At 71.2% G+C, this 17145-nt stretch carries 16 protein-coding genes; 8 read left to right on the top strand and 8 right to left on the bottom strand.

All coding sequences use genetic code 11. The annotated features are described in order from the left end of the window. Window positions 1-43: 43 nt before the first annotated feature. From ACQKM2_RS29980 to ACQKM2_RS29965, 4 genes are all read right to left on the bottom strand, one after another. Window positions 44-1168, bottom strand: a complete 1125-nt coding sequence (locus ACQKM2_RS29980; protein ID WP_007265960.1) for a GuaB3 family IMP dehydrogenase-related protein — start codon at window positions 1166-1168, stop codon at window positions 44-46. A gap of 163 nt (window positions 1169-1331) precedes the next feature. Further along, window positions 1332-2831 carry an IMP dehydrogenase gene (guaB, locus tag ACQKM2_RS29975; protein ID WP_427715126.1) on the bottom strand — a complete coding sequence of 500 codons (1500 nt, stop codon included), beginning with the start codon at window positions 2829-2831 and terminating at the stop codon, window positions 1332-1334. Window positions 2832-2979: 148 nt separating this feature from the next. After that, window positions 2980-3609, bottom strand: coding sequence for a sigma-70 family RNA polymerase sigma factor (locus ACQKM2_RS29970; protein WP_007265958.1), 630 nt, complete (start codon window positions 3607-3609; stop codon window positions 2980-2982). Window positions 3610-3978: 369 nt separating this feature from the next. Next, window positions 3979-4590: a response regulator transcription factor gene (locus ACQKM2_RS29965; RefSeq protein ID WP_003948568.1), complete on the bottom strand. Its 612-nt coding sequence runs from the start codon at window positions 4588-4590 to the stop codon at window positions 3979-3981. 379 nt (window positions 4591-4969) lie between these two features. On the opposite strand from ACQKM2_RS29965, the gene ACQKM2_RS29960 reads away from it, so the two are divergent. Then, the gene (locus ACQKM2_RS29960) at window positions 4970-5296 is read left to right on the top strand and encodes a WhiB family transcriptional regulator (protein ID WP_030298281.1); all 327 of its coding nucleotides are present in this window, start codon (window positions 4970-4972) and stop codon (window positions 5294-5296) included. 131 nt (window positions 5297-5427) lie between these two features. Here ACQKM2_RS29960 and ACQKM2_RS29955 read toward each other — a convergent pair whose 3' ends face one another. Beyond that, entirely contained in the window at window positions 5428-6324 is an 897-nt protein-coding gene (locus ACQKM2_RS29955) for a LysR family transcriptional regulator (protein WP_427715122.1), read from the bottom strand. Window positions 6325-6507: 183 nt separating this feature from the next. Here ACQKM2_RS29955 and ACQKM2_RS29950 point away from each other — a divergent pair, with 183 nt between their 5' ends. Both ACQKM2_RS29950 and ACQKM2_RS29945 read left to right on the top strand, forming a co-directional pair. Next, a complete protein-coding gene (locus ACQKM2_RS29950) occupies window positions 6508-7281 on the top strand; it encodes an SDR family NAD(P)-dependent oxidoreductase (RefSeq protein WP_427715121.1) in 774 nt (257 codons plus the stop codon). 74 nt (window positions 7282-7355) lie between these two features. Then, window positions 7356-8048: an ester cyclase gene (locus ACQKM2_RS29945; protein ID WP_427715119.1), complete on the top strand. Its 693-nt coding sequence runs from the start codon at window positions 7356-7358 to the stop codon at window positions 8046-8048. 93 nt (window positions 8049-8141) lie between these two features. Here the strand turns inward: ACQKM2_RS29945 and groL are convergent, their stop codons facing one another. Both groL and groES read right to left on the bottom strand, forming a co-directional pair. Further along, window positions 8142-9770 (bottom strand): chaperonin GroEL, encoded by a 1629-nt coding sequence (gene groL, locus ACQKM2_RS29940; protein WP_427715117.1) that lies wholly within the window; start codon window positions 9768-9770, stop codon window positions 8142-8144. A 111-nt stretch (window positions 9771-9881) separates the two neighbouring features. Continuing rightward, window positions 9882-10190, bottom strand: a complete 309-nt coding sequence (gene groES, locus ACQKM2_RS29935) for a co-chaperone GroES (protein ID WP_007265952.1) — start codon at window positions 10188-10190, stop codon at window positions 9882-9884. Window positions 10191-10488: 298 nt separating this feature from the next. Here groES and ACQKM2_RS29930 point away from each other — a divergent pair, with 298 nt between their 5' ends. The 4 genes from ACQKM2_RS29930 (at window position 10489) to ACQKM2_RS29915 (ending at window position 15328) form a co-directional block, all read left to right on the top strand. After that, the gene (locus tag ACQKM2_RS29930) at window positions 10489-11169 is read left to right on the top strand and encodes a response regulator transcription factor (RefSeq protein WP_427715114.1); all 681 of its coding nucleotides are present in this window, start codon (window positions 10489-10491) and stop codon (window positions 11167-11169) included. Then, complete coding sequence (locus tag ACQKM2_RS29925; RefSeq protein ID WP_427715112.1) at window positions 11162-12586, top strand: sensor histidine kinase; 1425 nt, start codon at window positions 11162-11164, stop codon at window positions 12584-12586. Before ACQKM2_RS29930 ends, ACQKM2_RS29925 begins: the two co-directional genes overlap by 8 nt. Before the next feature lie 79 nt (window positions 12587-12665). Then, entirely contained in the window at window positions 12666-13931 is a 1266-nt protein-coding gene (locus ACQKM2_RS29920; RefSeq protein ID WP_427715109.1) for an LCP family protein, read from the top strand. Then, window positions 13919-15328 carry an FtsW/RodA/SpoVE family cell cycle protein gene (locus ACQKM2_RS29915; RefSeq protein WP_427715107.1) on the top strand — a complete coding sequence of 470 codons (1410 nt, stop codon included), beginning with the start codon at window positions 13919-13921 and terminating at the stop codon, window positions 15326-15328. The genes ACQKM2_RS29920 and ACQKM2_RS29915 overlap by 13 nt, the downstream gene beginning before the upstream one ends. 594 nt (window positions 15329-15922) lie before the next feature. On the opposite strand, the gene ACQKM2_RS29910 is transcribed toward ACQKM2_RS29915, so the two are convergent. Continuing rightward, the gene (locus ACQKM2_RS29910; RefSeq protein WP_427715104.1) at window positions 15923-16231 is read right to left on the bottom strand and encodes a putative quinol monooxygenase; all 309 of its coding nucleotides are present in this window, start codon (window positions 16229-16231) and stop codon (window positions 15923-15925) included. A gap of 105 nt (window positions 16232-16336) precedes the next feature. Here ACQKM2_RS29910 and ACQKM2_RS29905 point away from each other — a divergent pair, with 105 nt between their 5' ends. Beyond that, the gene (locus ACQKM2_RS29905; RefSeq protein ID WP_427715102.1) at window positions 16337-16672 is read left to right on the top strand and encodes an ArsR/SmtB family transcription factor; all 336 of its coding nucleotides are present in this window, start codon (window positions 16337-16339) and stop codon (window positions 16670-16672) included. Window positions 16673-17145: the final 473 nt, after the last annotated feature.

Raw genomic sequence — 17145 nt, 5'->3', positions numbered from 1 at the left:
CACTCGGGGTGCCGGCCCTCCGGCATGTGTACGGGACGACGGGTCAGCGGCTGTGCTGCGAGTCCGCGACCGTGACCTCGACGCGCTGGAACTCCTTGAGCTCGCTGTAGCCGGTGGTGGCCATCGAGCGGCGGAGCGCGCCGAAGAAGTTCATCGAGCCGTCCGGGGTGTGCGACGGGCCCGTGAGGATCTCCTCGGTGGTGCCGACGGTGCCGAGGTCGACCTTCTTGCCGCGCGGCACGTCCTCGTGGACGGCCTCCATGCCCCAGTGGTTGCCCTTGCCCGGGGCGTCGGTGGCGCGGGCCAGCGGGGAGCCCATCATCACGGCGTCGGCGCCGCAGGCCACGGCCTTCGGGATGTCGCCGGACCAGCCCACGCCGCCGTCGGCGATGACGTGGACGTAGCGGCCGCCGGACTCGTCCATGTAGTCGCGGCGGGCCGCGGCCACGTCCGCGACGGCGGTGGCCATCGGGACCTGGATGCCGAGCACGTTGCGCGTGGTGTGCGCGGCGCCGCCGCCGAAGCCGACGAGGACGCCCGCGGCGCCGGTGCGCATCAGGTGCAGGGCCGCCGTGTAGGTGGCGCAGCCGCCCACGATGACCGGGACGTCGAGCTCGTAGATGAACTGCTTGAGGTTCAGCGGCTCGGCGGCGCCGGAGACGTGCTCCGCCGACACGGTGGTGCCGCGGATCACGAAGATGTCGACGCCCGCGTCGACGACGGCCTTGGAGAACTCGGCCGTGCGCTGCGGGGAGAGCGCGGCGGCGGTGACGACGCCGGAGTCGCGCACCTCCTTGATCCGCTGCCGGATCAGGTCCGCCTGGATGGGCGCGGCGTAGATCTCCTGGAGGCGGCGGGTCGCGGTCGCCTCGTCCAGCTCCGCGATCTCGTCGAGCAGCGGCTGCGGGTCCTCGTAGCGGGTCCACAGGCCTTCGAGGTTCAGCACGCCGAGGCCGCCGAGCTCGCCGATGCGGATCGCGGTCTGCGGGGAGACCACCGAGTCCATGGGGGCGGCCAGGAAGGGGAGCTCGAAGCGGTACGCGTCGATCTGCCAGGCGATCGAGACCTCCTTCGGGTCCCGCGTACGCCGGCTGGGGACGATGGCGATGTCGTCGAAGGCGTACGCCCGGCGGCCGCGCTTGCCGCGCCCGATCTCGATCTCAGTCACGTGTGGTGGCCTTTCCTCTGGGTCTGCCCGTCCAGTATCCCCGAACGGCGGGGGGCCGCGTTCCGGTGACCGCTGTACGGACGACCGCGGCGCCACGGCCGGCCCCGGGCACGCCCGAGGGGGCGGGCCCGGCCGGGCCCGCCCCCTCGGGCGATCGTCGTGCTCAGCCCTTGCGGCTGTAGTTCGGTGCTTCCACCGTCATCTGGATGTCGTGCGGGTGGCTCTCCTTGAGGCCCGCCGAGGTGATCCGGACGAAGCGGCCCCGGTCCTGCAGCTCGGGGACGGTGCGGCCGCCGACGTAGAACATCGACTGGCGCAGGCCGCCGACCAGCTGGTGGACGACCGCGGAGAGCGGGCCGCGGTAGGGGACCTGGCCCTCGATGCCCTCGGGGATGAGCTTGTCGTCGCCGCCCACGCCCTCCTGGAAGTAGCGGTCCTTGGAGAAGGACTTGCGGTCGCCGCGGGACTGCATCGCGCCGAGCGAACCCATGCCGCGGTACGACTTGAACTGCTTGCCGTTGATGAAGAGCAGCTCGCCCGGGGACTCCTCGCAGCCCGCGAGCAGCGAGCCGAGCATCACGGTGTCGGCGCCCGCGACGAGGGCCTTGGCGATGTCGCCGGAGTACTGGAGGCCGCCGTCGCCGATGACGGGGACGCCCGCGGCCTTGGCGGCGAGGGCGGCCTCGTAGATCGCGGTGACCTGCGGGACGCCGATGCCGGCGACGACGCGGGTGGTGCAGATGGAACCGGGGCCGACGCCGACCTTGATGCCGTCGCAGCCGGCGTCGACGAGCGCCTGGGCGCCGTCGCGGGTGGCGACGTTGCCGCCGATGACGTCGACGGAGGAGTTCGACTTGATCTTGGAGACCATGTCGCCGACCAGGCGGGAGTGGCCGTGGGCGGTGTCGACGACGATGAAGTCGGCGCCCGCCTCGATCAGGGCCTGGGCGCGCTCGTACGCGTCACCGGCGACACCGACGGCGGCGCCGACCAGCAGGCGGCCGTCCTTGTCCTTGGCGGCGTTCGGGTACTTCTCGGCCTTGACGAAGTCCTTGACCGTGATGAGGCCCTTGAGGATGCCCGCCTCGTCGACCAGCGGAAGCTTCTCGATCTTGTGGCGGCGCAGCAGCTCCATGGCGTCCACGCCGGAGATGCCGACCTTGCCGGTGACCAGCGGCATCGGGGTCATGACCTCGCGCACTTGGCGGCTGCGGTCCGACTCGAAGGCCATGTCGCGGTTGGTGACGATGCCGAGCAGCTTGCCGGCCGGGTCGGTGACCGGGACGCCGGAGATGCGGAACTTGGCGCACAGCTCGTCGGCCTCGCGGAGCGTCGCGTCCGGGTGCACCGTGATCGGGTCGGTGACCATGCCGGACTCGGAGCGCTTGACCAGGTCGACCTGGTTGGCCTGGTCGGCGATGGAGAGGTTGCGGTGCAGGACGCCGACGCCGCCCTGGCGGGCCATCGCGATGGCCATGCGGGACTCGGTGACCTTGTCCATGGCGGCGGACAGCAGCGGAACGTTCACCCGGACGTTGCGCGAGATGCGGGAAGAGGTGTCGATCTCGTCCGGAGCCATGTCCGACGCGCCCGGCAGCAGCAGCACGTCGTCGTAGGTCAGTCCGAGCGTGGCGAATTTGTCGGGTACTCCGTCGGCGGTCATGACACCTTCCAAATGGTCTTGCTCAGCGCGGATGTCCATGCTAACGGGATCCCGGGGCGTCTCATTCCACGACCAAGGTCAACCACGATTTTCGTCGTTTCCTACGACAGAAAACGCCGCGAAAGGGAATCCACGCCTCCGGTGGAGGTCACTGCTCGGCGAGCGCCCGGAGCCTGCTGAGGGCCCGGTGCTGGGCGACGCGCACCGCTCCGGGGGACATGCCGAGCATCTGCCCGGTCTCCTCCGCGGTCAGCCCGACGGCCACCCGCAGGACGAGCAGCTCGCGCTGGTTCTCCGGCAGGTTCGCGAGGAGCTTCTTGGCCCAGGCCGCGTCGCTGCTGAGCAGCGCCCGCTCCTCGGGGCCGAGCGAGTCGTCCGGCCGCTCCGGCATCTCGTCGGAGGGCACGGCCGTGCTCCCCGGGTGCCGCATGGCGGCCCGCTGGAGGTCGGCGACCTTGTGCGCGGCGATGGCGAAGACGAAGGCCTCGAAGGGCCTGCCGGTGTCCCGGTAGCGGGGCAGTGCCATCAGCACGGCGACGCAGACCTCCTGCGCGAGGTCCTCCACGAAGTGACGGGCGTCACCCGGGAGCCGCGACAGCCGGGTGCGGCAGTAGCGCAGGGCGAGGGGGTGCACGAAGGCCAGGAGGTCGTGCGTGGCCTGCTCGTCCCCCTCGACGGCACGGCGTACGAGCGCGCCGACGGCCCCGGCGTTGCCGCCTTTGGCGGCGCCGGTGGGGCCTGTGGCCGCGGGTGACCCCAGGGCCTCGTCGTCGCGCATCAATCCATGGTGCCTTGGCGCGGGAGCGTTCGCGGCACCGCGGTCCGTGTTGTGCATCGAAGCGTTATGAGCGGGTGCGCCGGAACTCGTCATTTGCGCCCTCCCCTCCGCTCGGCCCGAATCGTCGTCCCGCGGGACTCGACCTCTCCAAGAATGCGGCACACCATCAAGCATGCGGCATCGCGCCCGAAGCGACACGTCCCCCGGATTGTGCCCCGCCAATCCCCGGCGTGACACCGGTCGCGGCGGGACTTCCGCGGCTTTCCCGCGTTTCCCGGTTTCCGCCCCCGGCGGCGCCGGCGGACGCCTGCCGCCCCGTCCGCCGTCGGCGGACGGGACCGCGGCCGCCGCCGGCCGCCGGTGTCGCGGTCAGCGGACGAGACCCCAGCGGAAGCCGAGCGCCACGGCGTGCGCGCGGTCCGAGGCGCCGAGCTTCTTGAACAGCCTGCGGGCGTGGGTCTTGACCGTGTCCTCGGAGAGGAAGAGCTCGCGCCCGATCTCCGCGTTGGACCGGCCGTGGCTCATGCCCTCCAGCACCTGGATCTCGCGCGCGGTCAGGGTGGGGGCGGCCCCCATCTCGGCCGAGCGGAGCCGGCGCGGGGCCAGTCGCCAGGTGGGGTCGGCGAGCGCCTGGGTGACCGTGGCCCGCAGCTCGGCGCGCGAGGCGTCCTTGTGCAGGTAGCCGCGGGCGCCGGCGGCGACCGCGAGGGCCACCCCGTCCAGGTCCTCGGCGACCGTCAGCATGATGATGCGGGCACCCGGGTCGGCGGACAGGAGCCGGCGGACCGTCTCGACACCGCCCAGGCCGGGCATCCGTACATCCATCAGAATCAGGTCGGAGCGGTCGGCGCCCCAGCGGCGGAGGACTTCCTCGCCGTTGGCAGCCGTCGTCACACGCTCGACGCCGGGCACGGTGGCAACCGCGCGACGGAGCGCCTCTCGGGCAAGCGGGGAGTCGTCGCAGACGAGGACGGAAGTCATGACCGCCCTCCGCAGCTGCTGATGCGCGTCACCTTGAGCCTCCAGGCTGGTACGTATCGTCACCTGTGCGGTCGATGCCCTCGGACACCTGTCCGGGAACCTCTCGTTTCAACCGCACTCGCTCTCTCAACGATGGTCACTCGAAAGAGTTACGGGTCGGACGGACACCTTCGGCACTCTACGTGAGGAACCGATCACCACGCCGGAGCCACGAGCCAACTGTCCTCCATCTGGAGCTATGCCCTATTTGGCGGCTTTCCTTCCGTTTGCCATGTGTCTGAGGCTAGGGTCCCAATGAGTCATATTTACATCTACTACGACAGTAGGTGTGGAGACATGGACCGTATCCGCGTAGTACCCGGCACCAAGAGGACTACCAATGGCAGATTTCTCCCGCCTCCCCGGACCGAACGCCGACCTGTGGGACTGGCAGCTGCTGGCCGCCTGCCGCGGAGTCGACAGCTCCCTCTTCTTCCACCCGGAAGGCGAGCGGGGCGCGGCCAGGAGTGCGCGCGAGGCCTCGGCTAAAGAGGTCTGCATGCGCTGCCCGGTGCGTTCGGAGTGCGCCGCGCACGCGCTCGCCGTCCGAGAGCCCTACGGGGTGTGGGGAGGCCTCACCGAGGACGAACGCGAGGAACTCATGGGCCGCGCACGGCACCGGCTGATCCCCGCCTCCAGCACGATCGGCCCCGTCCCGCCGCACTGACCGCCTGAAGGAACGTTCCCTCACATCCGCACGCAGGCAAACGCGCCGCACGCACGCCGTGCACGCGGCCACGGCCCGGGCCCGGGTCCGGGCCCGGGCCGTCACCCGTCCGGCCGTACGCCCCCGTACGGTCAGCGGGCGGCGGCCCGCACCAGCTCGCCCAGGGTCGCCGCCACCGCCGGTACGCGCGCCAGGTCCGGCAGCGTCAGCGCCACGACCTCCCGCTCCACGGCCGGCTCCACGGCCAGCGTGCTCACGCCCTTCGCCCGTACGGACTCCACCGCCAGCTCCGGCAGCACCGCCACCCCCAGCCCCGCCCCGACCAGCCCGACCACGGCGGGGTAGTCGTCGGTGGCGAAGTCGATCCGCGGGGTGAAGCCCGCCCCCTCGCACACCTCCACCAGATGGCGGCGGCAGCGCGGACAGCCCGCGATCCAGGGCTCGTCGGCCAGCTCCGCCATGCCCACCCGCCCGGCGCCGGCCAGCCGGTGCCCCTCGGGCACCAGCCCGACGAGCCGGTCGGTCAGCAGCGGGGTCACCACCAGGTCGTCCCACTCGGCCACGGCCGAGGCCCCGGCGTAGCGGAAGGCCAGCGCCACGTCGCAGTCGCCCTCGCGCAGCATCTCCACCGACCGCGGCGGCTCCGCCTCGACCAGGGAGATGCGCGTGCCCGGATGCCCGGCGCGCATCGCCGCGAGCGCGGTGGGCACCAGCGTGGAGCTGCCGCTCGGGAAGGAGACGAGCCGGACCCGGCCCGCCCGCAGCCCGGCGATGGCCGCGACCTCCTCCTCGGCCGCCGTCAGCCCGGCCAGGATCCCGGCGGCGTGCCGCACCAGCGCCTCTCCGGCCTGGGTCAGCCGCATCTCGCGGCCGGCGCGCACCAGCAGCGGGGTCCCGGCCGACTGTTCCAGGGCCTTCATCTGCTGGGAGACGGCGGGCTGGGTGCAGCCGAGCTCGCGGGCTGCGGCGGAGAAGGAACCGGTCCCGGCGACGGCGCGCAGGATCCGGAGGTGGCGTGCCTCGATCACCCTTCGAGCATAAGACCGGCTTTGACCCGGGCGCCAATCCCCCAGCCGCCGCTTTGGGAGGAGGGTCCGGGGGCCGGCCCGCGCGGGTGTTCCGCGGGCCCGGGGGAACCCCGGGGGAACACGGGATCGCACGCACGTACCCGCGGACGCCCGCCGGTCGGCGCGGGCGGCTATTTTGCGCACATGACGACTGCGCTGATCACTGGATCCACGGCGGGCATCGGCGCCGCCTTCGCCCGGCGGCTGGCCTCCCAGGGCCACAACCTCGTACTGGTGGCCCGCGACACCGAGCGGCTCGCCGAACAGGCGACCGAGCTGCACGACCGGCACGGCATCGAGGCCGAGGTGCTGGCCGCCGACCTCTCCACCGAGGAGGGCATCAAGGCCGTCGAGACCCGCCTCGGCGACCGTACGCACCCGGTGGACCTGCTCGTCAACAACGCCGGCTTCGGCAACAAGGGCCGGTACCTGGAAGTCTCCATGGCCGACGAGCTGACGATGCTGAAGGTGCACATCGAGGCGGTGCTGCGGCTGACCTCGGCGGCGACGGAGTCGATGCGCTCGCGCGGCCGCGGCGGGGTGGTCAACGTGGCCTCGGTCGCCGCCTTCGTGCCGCGCGGCACCTACGGCGCCAGCAAGGCCTGGGTCGTGCAGTTCACCCAGGGCGCGGCGCGGGACCTCGCCGGTTCCGGGGTCCGCCTGATGGCCCTGTGCCCCGGCTTCGTCCGGACCGAGTTCCACCAGCGGGCGGGCATGGGCACGGACAACATCCCGGGCTGGCTGTGGCTCGACGCGGACAAGCTGGTGACCGCCGCGCTCGCCGACCTGGCGCGCGGCAAGACCGTGTCGATCCCGGACCCGCGCTACAAGGCCCTGATGGGCGTGGTGAAGCTGACGCCGCGCGGGCTGCTCGGCGGGGTCTCCTCCCGCACGGGCCGTAAGTACGGGCCCCAGTGACCCGCGGGTAGACCAGGCTGAACGGGTGAATTCTCCCTAAACTGGACACGTCCCATCCAGCACGGGAGCCCACCATGACATTCGTACAACTGGTTGATTACAGGACTCACCAGCCCGAGGCGATGAACGACCTGCTGGACAAGTACGTCGCCCAGAGCCAGGGCAAGCGCACGGTCACCCACAGCGTCGTGGGCAAGGACCGCGACCAGACGGACCACTACGTGAACTTCGTCGAATTCCCTTCGTACGAGGAGGCCATGAAGAACTCCAACCTCCCCGAGACGGACCGAATGTTCCACGAGATGACGGCCTTGTGCGACGGCATGCCGACGTTCACCAACCTCGACACGGTCCGCGACGAGCACCTCAACACCATGATGGTGAACCGGATGTACGACGACATCGCGATGAAGGGCGACATGGCCGTCATCGAGGAGATCTTCGCCCCGGACTACCACGACCACGACATCTCCAACCCCGAGGACAAGCACGGCTACGCCGCGATCAGCGAGGACGTCGCGATGTGGCGCGCCGCCTTCGACTTCTCCTTCACCCGTGACGCCCAGATGGCGCAGGACGACTACGTCACCACGCTGTGGACCTGGACCGGCACGCACAAGGGCGAGTTCATGGGCGTCGCCCCCACCGGCAAGACCTGCACGATGACCGGCACCACGGTCTTCCGATGTCAGGACGGCATGATCAAGGAAGGCTGGTGGCACTACGACGCCATGGCCCTGATGCGGCAGCTCGGCATGATGGAGTGACGACCGCTCAGGCGGCCCCGGACAACGGGAAGGCCCCCGCCCCACCGGGTGAACGGTGGGGCGGGGGCCTTCCTGTCGAAGCGCCGGGGCGCGTCAGTGGCTGTGGCCGTGACCGTGGCCGTGACCGGCCTCGGCCTCTTCCTCCGCCGGCTTCTCGACGACCAGGGTCTCGGTCGTGAGCAGCAGGGAGGCGATGGAGGCGGCGTTCTCCAGGGCGGAGCGGGTGACCTTGACCGGGTCGATGACGCCGGCCTTGACCAGGTCGCCGTACTCGCCGGTGGCGGCGTTGAAGCCCTGGCCCTTGTCGAGCTCGGCGACCTTCGAGGTGATGACGTAGCCCTCGAGGCCCGCGTTCTCGGCGATCCAGCGCAGCGGCTCGACGGCGGCGCGGCGGACCACGGAGACGCCGGTGCCCTCGTCGCCGGTCAGGCCGAGGTTGCCCTCCAGGACCTTGACGGCGTGGACGAGCGCGGAGCCACCGCCGGAGACGATGCCCTCCTCGACCGCGGCGCGGGTCGCGGAGATGGCGTCCTCGAGACGGTGCTTCTTCTCCTTGAGCTCCACCTCGGTGGCGGCGCCGACCTTGATGACGCAGACGCCGCCGGCGAGCTTCGCCAGGCGCTCCTGCAGCTTCTCGCGGTCCCAGTCGGAGTCCGTGGACTCGATCTCGGCCTTGATCTGGTTGACGCGGCCCGCGACGTCAGCGGCGTTGCCGCCACCGTCGACGATGGTCGTGTCGTCCTTGGAGATGGTCACGCGGCGCGCGGAACCGAGGACGTCCAGACCGGCCTGGTCGAGCTTGAGGCCGACCTCCTCGGCGATGACGGTGGCACCGGTGAGGGTGGCCATGTCCTGCAGCATCGCCTTGCGGCGGTCGCCGAAGCCCGGGGCCTTGACGGCCACCGCGTTGAAGGTGCCGCGGATCTTGTTGACGACGAGGGTGGAGAGGGCCTCGCCCTCGACGTCCTCGGCGATGATCAGCAGCGGCTTGGAGCCACCCGCCTGGATGACCTTCTCCAGCAGCGGCAGGAGGTCCTGGATGGAGGAGATCTTGCCCTGGTTGATCAGGATGTACGGGTCGTCGAGGACGGCCTCCATACGCTCCTGGTCGGTGACCATGTAGGGGGACAGGTAGCCCTTGTCGAAGGCCATGCCCTCGGTGAACTCGAGCTCCAGGCCGAAGGCGTTGGACTCCTCGACGGTGATGACACCGTCCTTGCCGACCTTGTCCATCGCCTCGGCGATGAGCTCGCCGACCTGGGCGTCCTGCGCGGAGAGCGCGGCCACGGCGGCGATGTCGGACTTGTCCTCGATCGGGCGGGCGGTCGCGAGGAGGTCCTCGGACACGGCCTTGACCGCGGCGTCGATGCCCTTCTTCAGGGAGGCCGGGGAGGCGCCGGCGGCGACGTTGCGCAGACCCTCGCGGACGAGCGCCTGGGCCAGCACGGTGGCGGTGGTGGTGCCGTCACCCGCGATGTCGTTGGTCTTGGTCGCCACCTCCTTCACCAGCTGCGCGCCGAGGTTCTCGTACGGGTCGTCCAGCTCGACCTCGCGGGCGATGGTGACACCGTCGTTGGTGATGGTGGGGGCGCCGAACTTCTTGTCGATGACGACGTTGCGGCCCTTGGGGCCGATCGTCACCTTGACCGTGTCGGCAAGCTTGTTGACGCCGCGCTCGAGGGCGCGACGGGCGTCCTCGTCGAACTTCAGGATCTTCGCCATGGGAGCGGTTCAGCCCTCTCGAAAACTCGGGTTTAACGAACCGCGCCCCTCGCCGCCCGGCAATCAGCGGGGTGACCAGGGGCGCAGTTCAAAGCAATGCGTGAGAAGTGATTACTTCTCGACGATCGCGAGCACGTCGCGGGCCGAGAGGACGAGGTACTCCTCGCCGCTGTACTTCACTTCGGTGCCGCCGTACTTGCTGTACAGCACGATGTCGCCGACGTTGACGTCCAGCGGGAGACGCTGGCCGTCCTCGAAGCGGCCCGGGCCGACCGCGAGGACGACGCCCTCCTGGGGCTTCTCCTTCGCGGTGTCCGGGATGACCAGGCCGGAGGCCGTGGTCTGCTCGGCGTCGAGCGGCTGGACCACAATGCGGTCCTCAAGCGGCTTGATGGCAACCTTGGAGCTGGCGGTCGTCACGATCCGACCTCCCCCTTCGGAGATCCGGGGTTAACTGTCTGAGGTGGCGACCAGGTCGATCCGTCGTCGCGGGTGCCGGACCAGCCTGTCGCTGTGTTGGCACTCACCGGGGGCGAGTGCCAGGTGTGACACTATTCCGGCGATTAGCACTCGGTCAAGCGGAGTGCCAACACGGTCCGCTCCTTCCACGTATTCCGGCCGCCGAACCCCCCGTTCGGCTGAACCCCGACCCACCGGGAACCTGACCTCGGCGCCCCGGGGCCCGGGGAGCCGCTGCCCGGTATGTGAGGCTTGGGGCGTGCGCATCCTCGTGGTCGAAGACGAAGAGAACCTGGCCGAATCCCTCCGCCAGGGCCTGTCCGCCGAGGGCCACCGCGTCGAGGTCGCCCACGACGGCCACCGCGGCCTCGAACTGGCCCTCACCGGCGGACCGTACGACGCCGTCCTGCTCGACCTGATGCTCCCCGGACCCGGCGGCGCCGAGATCTGCGCCCGGATGCGGGCCCACGGCGACCCCACCCCCGTCCTGATGCTGACCGCCCGGGACGGCGAGCACGACGAGGCCGAAGGACTCGACGCCGGCGCCGACGACTACCTCACCAAGCCCTTCTCCTTCCTGGTGCTGGCCGCCCGGCTGCGCGCCCTCGCCCGCCGCGCCGCCGCCCCCGAACCCACCGAGCTCCGGGCCGGGGACCTCTTCCTCGACCCGCTCGACCGCCGCTGCCGCCGCGGGAGCCGCGACATCGAACTCACCGCCCGCGAAGTCGGCGTCCTCGCCTGCCTGATGCGGCGCCCCGGCCGGGCCGTCGCCAAGCAGGACGTCCTCGACGAGGTCTGGGACGCCCCGCACGGCATCGACCCGAACATCGTCGAGGTCTACGTCTCCTCCCTGCGCAAGAAGATCGACGCCCCCTTCGGCCGCCGCTCGATCCTCACCGTCCACGGCACCGGCTACCGCATGGCTCCCGACGGTGGATGAGGAGCCGGGGGCGGACGGCAGCAGCCGGCGCGGCCGCCTCGTCGGCAACCTGCGCGCGCGGACCGCCCTCGCCGCCGCCCTCGCGATGGCGGCCGTCCTCAGCGCGGGCGGGCTGTGGCTCTACAGCCTCATGCGCACCAACCTCCTCGACAACACCACCGGCCGCACCGAGCTCGCCGCGCGCAAGGTCGCCGCCCAGCTCGACACCCGGACCCTCCCGCCCGGCGGCCGGCTGCCCGCGCCCGACGGCGGCGTCGACCTGGTCCTCGTACGCGACGCCCACGGCCGCGACGTCGCCAGCACCGCCGCCGGAGCACCCAAGGACCCCCCGCGCCTCGACGGACTGCGCCCCGGCCCCGGCCAGGACTCCCGCTCGGCCGTACTCCCGCCCGCGCACCCCGGCGCGCAGCGGCGCGTGGTCGTCGCGGTCGAGGCCCCCGGCCCGCCGGACGCGCACGACCCGCACACCGTGTACGCGGTCACCGTGCTCGGCGACGTCGACGACGCCACCCGCGCCATCGCCATCGGCTTCCTCGCCGGCGCTCCCCCGCTGACCGCCTTCGCGGCGGCCCTGGCCTGGTGGGCCACCGGCCGCGCGCTGCGCCCCGTCACCGCCATCCGCACCGGGCTCGCCGCCGTCACCGCGAGCGAACTCGACCGGCGCGTCCCCGACCCCGGCGGCGACGACGAGATCGCCGAGCTGGCCCGGACCGTCAACGACACCCTCGACCGGCTGGAGCGCTCCGACGCCCGGCAGCGCCAGTTCACCGCCGACGCCTCGCACGAGCTCCGCAACCCGCTCGCCGCCGTCCGCTCCCGGCTGGAGGTGGCCCTCGCCATGGAGCGGCCCGACCGGGCGTCGGTCGCCGCCGCGCTCGCCGACACCGAGCGGCTCCAGCGCATCGCCGCCGACCTGCTGCTCCTGGCCCGCCTCGACGGCGGACCCGCGCCCCGCCCCGAACCCGTGGACCTCGCGCTGCTGGCGGCCGAGGACGCGGCGCGGCGGCCCGCGCCCCGGGTGCCGCTGCGGCTGGAGGCGCCCGCGCCGGTGCCGGCGTACGGGGACCCGGCGCGGCTGGAGCGGGCCCTGGCCAACCTGGTGGACAACGCCCTGCGGTACGCGGACGCCGGGGTCGTGGTGCGGGCCGCCGCGCGGGACGGGCGGGCGGTGCTGGAAGTGGCCGACGACGGCCCGGGGATCCCGGAGGCGGACCGCGACCGCGTCTTCGAGCGGTTCGTACGCCTCGACGCCGACCGGGGCCGGGCCAGCGGCGGCACCGGGCTGGGCCTGGCCATCGCCCGGGAGATCGCCCGGGCCCACGGGGGCGGCGTACGCGCCCTCGGCGCGCCGGGCGGCCGGGGCGCGCGGCTGGAACTCTGGATCCCGTCGGGGCAGGGCGGGCAGCGCGGCCGCTGAGGGGGGCCGGGCCTTCGGGGCCTTCGGGGCCTTCGGGTTTCAGGATTCCTTCAGCGCGGGTGCGCCAGGATCGAGCGCCATGAGCGCTGCACGGACACGGACGAAGACCGGACACCGCAGGCCCTCACGGCGCCGGAGGCTCGCGCGCACGCTGCTGACCACCAGCTGCGCGCTGACGGTGATGGCGGGCGGCGGCGCCTGGTACCTCTACCACGACCTCGCCTCGGGCATCGCCGGCTCGAAGGCCCTGGACGGCGCCGAGAAGTCGGCGCACGGCGATGTGAACATCCTGCTCATGGGCCTGGACAGCCGGCGCGACCAGAACGGCGACCCGCTGCCCGAGGAGATCCTCGACGAGCTGCACGCCGGGAGCTCGGACATCGGCGGCTACAACGCGAACACCATGATCCTGCTGCACGTGCCGGGCGACGGCGGCGAGGCGAAGGCCTTCTCGATACCGCGCGACGACTTCGTGGAGATCGCGGGACAGGGGCCGGGGCAGGGGGCGGGCCGCAAGGACAAGATCAAGAAGGCGTACGGGCTGGCGAAGGCCGCCAAGGAGGAGCAGCTCTCCCGGGCCGGCGTCCAGGACCGGCGCCGCCTGGAGCGGGAGGGGCGCGAGGCGGGGCGCAAGGCCCAGATCGAAACGGTGCGCAACTTCCTGGGCGTCCCGGTCGACCACTTCGCCGAACTGAACCTGGCCGGCTTCTACCACCTCGCGGACGCGCTGGGCGGCGTACCGGTGTGCCTGAAGAAGCCGGTGAAGGACCCGTACTCGGGCGCCGACTTCCCGGCGGGCCGGCAGACCCTGAACGGCCGGCAGTCCCTGGCCTTCGTACGGCAGCGGCACGGGCTGACGATGGGCGACCTGGACCGGACGAAGCGGCAGCAGGCCTTCCTCGCGGGTGCGACGCAGAAGCTGAACTCGGCCGGGACGTTCACGGACCCGGTGAAGCTGCTCAAGCTGATCGACACGGCGAAGAAGGACGTCGTGACGGACGAGGGATGGGACCTGCTGTCCTTCGTGAAGCAGGCGAAGAACCTGTCCGGGGGCAAAATGCGGTTCACGACACTCCCCATCGAGGGCTTCGGAAGGAACCATGGGGAGGACATCAACGTCGTAGATGATATGAAGATAAAGCGCCTCATTGCCGAGCAGATCGGTCCCCGGTCGACCACTGCGACGACCCCGGGCGCGCCGGACGCCGCGCCGTCCTCTTCTTCCCCCTCTTCTTCCCCCTCCCTTTCCTCTCCCCCCGCATCGCCCCCGTCATCCGCCCCTCCGCCGCCGCCCCGGCCGGAGAAGGGTGAGATCGACGGCGGCGGTATCCCGTGCGTGGACTGAGGCCCCGGACGGTGGCCGGCGCCCGCCGTCGCACCGAAGCGCTGCTGCTGCTCCTGGTCATCGGCATCGCCGTCTTCGGCCACATCAGCGCCGGGCTGGCCATGAACGGCGAGCTGCCCCAGCACCTCACCAGCTTCGTCATCAGCATGACGCTGCTGTCCCTGGTGGGGCACCTGGGCATCCGCCGGTTCGCGGCCTACGCGGACCCGCTGATCTTCCCGCTCGCGATGCTGCTCACCGGACTGGGGCTGGTGCTGATCCACCGGCTCGACCAGGGCTACATCGAGCGGTACGAGTCCGTGGCCAACGCGCCCGACCAGCTGATGTGGACGGTGGTCGGCGTCGCCGCCTGCATCCTGGTGGTGGCGCTGCTGCGCGACCACCGGCTGCTCCAGCGCTTCATCTACATCACGATGGCCGTCGCGCTGGTGCTGCTGATCGCGCCGGCGTTCTTCGGCGCGGACACGTACGGCGCCAAGCGCTGGATCATCCTCTTCGGCTTCTCGCTCCAGCCCGGCGAGTTCGTGAAGATCATGATCGCGGTCTTCTTCGCGGGCTACCTGGTCATCCACCGCGACTCCCTGGCCCTGACGGGGCGGAAGTTCCTGGGCATGCGACTGCCGCCGATGCGGCAGCTCGGGCCGATCATCACGGTGTGGATCATCTCGCTGCTCGTGCTCGTCTTCGAGCGCGACCTCGGCACGTCGCTGATCTTCTTCGGCGTCTTCGTGGTGATGCTGTACGTGGCCACCGAGCGCACCAGCTGGATCGTGTGCGGCCTGCTGATGGCGGCCGTGGGCGCGTTCGTGGTCGGCTCGACGGAACCCCACGTCAAGGCCCGCGTCGCCGCCTGGCTGAACCCCCTGGCCATCTACTCCCCGAACCCCCCGCAGGGCCTCAACTCGGAGCAGTCCGCCCAGGCGCTGTTCAGCTTCGGCACCGGCGGCGTCTCGGGCACCGGCCTCGGGATGGGGCACCCGGAGCTGATCAAGTTCGCGGGGCGCAGCGACTTCATCCTGACGACGGTGGGCGAGGAGCTCGGCCTGGCCGGGGTCATGGCCGTACTGATCATCTACGCCCTGCTCGTCCAGCGGGGCCTGCGCATGGCCCTGGCCGCGCGGGACCCGTTCGGCAAGCTCCTGGCGGTGGGCCTGGCGGCGGCCCTGGCGCTCCAGGTCTTCGTGGTCGCGGGCGGCGTGACGGGCCTGATCCCCCTGACCGGCAAGGCCCTCCCCTTCCTGGCGAAGGGCGGCTCGTCACTGCTGGCCAACTGGATCATGATCGCCCTGCTGCTGCGCATCAGCGACAGCGCGGAACGCCAACGCGAGGCCGACGCCAGGGGCCCGGCGGAAACGACGATCACCCCGGTGGTGACGGCGGGGGCGGCGGTGCACTGAGAGAACTCGCGGGGTGGGGCGGGGTTGGACGAGCGGGATCCCCCTGGACCGGATCGGGGAGGGTTTGGGGGTTTCCCGTCAGTCCCATCGTCCTTCCGCTTCGGCCCGGTCCCTCAAGGGCGCTCCTTCGTCGCGTCGCTTCGCGATGTCGCTGCGCTCCACCCTTGACCGACCGACCCGAACCGGAAAGCCGAAAGACTGCCGGGAAACCCCCAAAAGGAACGGTCACAGGGGGAGAGAAGCGAGAAACGGTTCCGTCGGAGACGAGACGAGGGGCCGGATGTCGGCTCGCCAAGCATCCGGGCCCTCAGGTCTGCGATTCCGGGCCGGGTGCGCGACTACCCGCACGAGAGGCCGATCAGAGCGGCCTGGCGGGCCCCCAGGCGCAGCAGATCGCTACGCGCTCCTCCCGCCTCAGCGTCCGACGACCGCCCTGGGCTGATACCCGCACGAGAGGTTGAAAAGACCAGCCCAGGGAGCCGACAGGCGCGACAGATCGCTACGCGCTCCCCTGGTCTCGGCGTCCGGCGGCCGTCTGGGGCTGATACCCGCACCAGAGGACGAACAGAGCAGCCCAGGCGGCCGATGGGGCGGCTAGTGGCCGTAAGGGCTGCGCATATCCACGAAGCGGAGCTCCACATCGGTGGTCAGGTAGTCCATTCGACGCTCCCAGAAGTCCTGCATGTGCGGGAGCGCCAGGTGGGCGTCCAGATCGGCCTGGCTGCGCCACACCTCGTAGAACACGAAGACACCGGGCTCCTGCCGGTCCTCGTGGAAGTGGTACTCCAGGCAGCCCGGTTCCTGCCGGGTGGGTTCGACGAAGGAGAGCAGGAGGTCCATGACCTCCTGGGCGCGTTCCGGCTTGGAGCGGGCGACGCCAACGAGCGAGACGAGCTGGTCCATCAGAGTTCTCCCCCACAGGTAGGTACGACCAAGTTCGTACCTATCGGACGCTAGCAGCCGCCAGAGGTAAGATCCAATCCATACCTAAGGGAGGAGGTCGCCACCATGCCAGACGACGAGGGTCACCCGACCGTCGAAGAGATCGACCTCGGCCGAGTACTGTCCGCGCTCGCCGATCCTCTGCGCCGCCGTGTGGTGCGCGAGCTGGCCATTGCCCCGGAAGGCGCGGCGCGCACCTGCGCTTCCTTCTCTCTGCCGGTCTCGAAGGCAACGGTCACCCACCACTTCCGCACCCTGCGAGAGGCCGGCCTGATCCACCAGGTCGACCGGGGCAATAGCCGAATGGCAGGCCTGCGTCGAGCCGACATCGAGGCCCGCTTCCCCGGACTCCTAGCCATCCTGATGGCCGAGCCGCCCAGCGATGGCCGTGTAGCGGTCTGACGCGTCCCCTCCGTCCGTCCCCTGGTGCGGGTATCAGCCCCAGACGGCCGCCGGACGCTGAGAAATGAGGAGCGCGTAGCGATCTGTCGCGCCTGTCGGCTCCCTGAGCTGGTCTTTTCAACCTCTCGTGCGGGTATCAGCCCAGGGCGGTCGTCGGACGCTGAGGCGGGAGGAGCGCGTAGCGATCTGACGCGCCCGCCTGCCCCCTGAGCTGCTCTGATCAACCTCTCGTGCGGGTAGCCGGGCCCCCGGCCCGGAGTCAGGACATCTGAGGGCCCGGATGCTCGGCGAGCCGGCCCCCGGCCCCTCGCCTCGTCTCCGACGGAACCGCTCCTGCCTCCTCTCCCCCTGTGACCGTTCCTTTTGGGGGTTTCCCGTCAGTCTTTCGGCATTCCGGGGCGGGACGGCCTGTCAAGGGTCGCCGAAGGCGATCGCGAAGCGACGCGACCGAAGGGAGCGCCCTTGACAGGACG

The sequence above is a fragment of the Streptomyces sp. NPDC004126 genome, assembly GCF_050275515.1.
Taxonomy (GTDB): domain Bacteria; phylum Actinomycetota; class Actinomycetes; order Streptomycetales; family Streptomycetaceae; genus Streptomyces.
This window is presented reverse-complemented; position numbering and strand designations above follow the sequence as displayed.

What these genes read in the sequence shown, in the direction of transcription:
- groL (WP_427715117.1), bottom strand. Translation starts at nt 9,770, where the DNA reads ATGGCGAAGATCCTGAAGTTCGACGAGGACGCCCGTCGCGCCCTCGAG.
- ACQKM2_RS29960 (WP_030298281.1), top strand. Translation starts at nt 4,970, where the DNA reads ATGGCAGATTTCTCCCGCCTCCCCGGACCGAACGCCGACCTGTGGGAC.
- ACQKM2_RS29950 (WP_427715121.1), top strand. Translation starts at nt 6,508, where the DNA reads ATGACGACTGCGCTGATCACTGGATCCACGGCGGGCATCGGCGCCGCC.
- ACQKM2_RS29970 (WP_007265958.1), bottom strand. Translation starts at nt 3,609, where the DNA reads ATGCGCGACGACGAGGCCCTGGGGTCACCCGCGGCCACAGGCCCCACC.
- ACQKM2_RS29905 (WP_427715102.1), top strand. Translation starts at nt 16,337, where the DNA reads ATGCCAGACGACGAGGGTCACCCGACCGTCGAAGAGATCGACCTCGGC.
- ACQKM2_RS29945 (WP_427715119.1), top strand. Translation starts at nt 7,356, where the DNA reads ATGACATTCGTACAACTGGTTGATTACAGGACTCACCAGCCCGAGGCG.
- ACQKM2_RS29910 (WP_427715104.1), bottom strand. Translation starts at nt 16,231, where the DNA reads ATGGACCAGCTCGTCTCGCTCGTTGGCGTCGCCCGCTCCAAGCCGGAA.
- ACQKM2_RS29965 (WP_003948568.1), bottom strand. Translation starts at nt 4,590, where the DNA reads ATGACTTCCGTCCTCGTCTGCGACGACTCCCCGCTTGCCCGAGAGGCG.
- guaB (WP_427715126.1), bottom strand. Translation starts at nt 2,831, where the DNA reads ATGACCGCCGACGGAGTACCCGACAAATTCGCCACGCTCGGACTGACC.
- ACQKM2_RS29920 (WP_427715109.1), top strand. Translation starts at nt 12,666, where the DNA reads ATGAGCGCTGCACGGACACGGACGAAGACCGGACACCGCAGGCCCTCA.